A 257-nucleotide genomic window follows, 5' to 3' on the forward strand; every position below is an offset into this window, starting at 1 on the left:
GTGCCGAAGTCCTCTTCGTGCATGCAGATGCCGTTCTTGATCGTGAACGGGTTGCCGGTCTCGTCTGCCATCGTCGCGTCGAAGTACTTGATCTCGCCGACACAGTCGCAGCCGAGCGCGAGCGAGTTGGTGAACCGTCCGAACAGGTACTCGCCGGTGTCGAAGTAGTTCTGCCAGAACCGCACCGGCGATGGGTCGCCGTAGGGAACGAGCATCTCGTCGATCGAGGCGCGGTAGATCACGGGGCGCTCCTCGCC

The 257-nt window shown here is 62.6% G+C and carries 1 protein-coding gene; it reads right to left on the reverse strand.

What is annotated here, in order from left to right:
- The coding region (locus tag AAEY78_RS13910; protein WP_502943783.1) for a copper amine oxidase at positions 1-242 on the reverse strand (242 nt) is incomplete at its 3' end.
- Between the last annotated feature and the right edge of the window lie 15 nt (positions 243-257).

Origin of the sequence: Psychrobacter sp. 16-MNA-CIBAN-0192 (assembly GCF_040309565.1) — a bacterium.
Taxonomy (GTDB): Bacteria; Pseudomonadota; Gammaproteobacteria; order Pseudomonadales; family Moraxellaceae; genus Psychrobacter.